Origin of the sequence: Kitasatospora sp. NPDC056531 (assembly GCF_042794375.1) — a bacterium.
Lineage (GTDB): Bacteria > Actinomycetota > Actinomycetes > Streptomycetales > Streptomycetaceae > Kitasatospora.
Genome location: NZ_JBHTTU010000390.1, coordinates 1 through 1121, shown reverse-complemented (window position 1 = coordinate 1121; position 1121 = coordinate 1). Strand labels below are relative to the sequence as shown.

The following is a 1121-nucleotide window of genomic DNA, read 5'->3' as shown; positions in this document are numbered from 1 at the left end:
GGACATGGACGACCGATCTGCCGACCAGGACGTGGGCGTGGACCTGCCCGCCGTGGCCGGGCTGCTCGCCGACGGCACCCGGGCGGCCTTCTGCCTGGCGCTGCTCGACGGCCGGGCCTGGACGGCCAAGGAACTCGCCCGCTACGCCGGGGTCGCGCCCTCGACCGCGACCTCGCACCTGAACCTGCTGGTCGGCGGCGGGCTGCTGGCCGAGGAGCGGCACGGCCGCCACCGCTACCTCCGGCTGGCCGACCGCCGGGTGGTCGCGCTGGTCGAGAGCCTCGCCGAACTCGCCCCGCGGCAGGCCGTCCGGCCGCGCTCGCTCGCCGCCTCCGGGCGACAGCAGGCGCTGGCCCGGGCACGCCTCTGCTACGACCACCTGGCGGGCGCCCTCGGGCTGGCGGTCACCGACGCGATGGTCGGGCGCGGCCTGCTGGACTGGGGCCCGGAGCCGGCCCTGACCGCCGCCGGCCGGGCCTGGCTGACCGAGCTCGGCATCACGCTGCCGAGCGGCTCGCACCGCCCGCCGGTGCGCGCCTGCCTGGACTGGACCGAGCGCCGACCGCACCTCGGCGGCGCGGTGGGCGCGGCGTTCTGTGACCACGCGCTGACCGCCGGTTGGCTCACCCGGATCGGCACCACCCGCGCCCTGGCCGTGACCCCGGCCGGCCGGCGGGCCTGGCAGGACCTCCTCGGCCTGCCGCCCACCGACCTGCGAGAAGCCCTCCGGGCCTCAGACCAGCTCGCGCATCCGGCGGACCGGGCTGGCCAGCAGGACGGCGGGGCTGAGCACGCTGCTCAGCGCGAACAGCAGCAGCGCCGTACGCGGCCCCCAGGCCGCGGCCGCGGCGCCGGCGGCGAGGGCGCCGACCGGGATCGCGCCCCAGGAGACGAAGCGGACCGTGGCCATCACCCGGGACAGCAGCTCCGGCGGGGTCTGGGTCTGGCGGTGGGTGCGGGTGACGATGCTGGCGACCACGACCCCCGCCGAGAACCCGGCGTTGCCGAGGGCGAAGACCAGCGCGCCCCAGCCGGATCCGGCCGCCGGGAGCAGCAGGGCGAAGGCCGTGGCGACCACCGCCGCCCAGCACAGCATGCGGCCGCTGCCGCTCAGAGCGACC

At 78.1% G+C, this 1121-nt stretch carries 1 pseudogene; it reads left to right on the top strand.

Features of this window, described 5'->3' with window-relative positions:
* Positions 1 to 4: 4 nt before the first annotated feature.
* Positions 5 to 700, top strand: a pseudogene (locus tag ACFQ87_RS46690) (ArsR/SmtB family transcription factor); the annotation flags it as partial.
* Positions 701 to 1121: the final 421 nt, after the last annotated feature.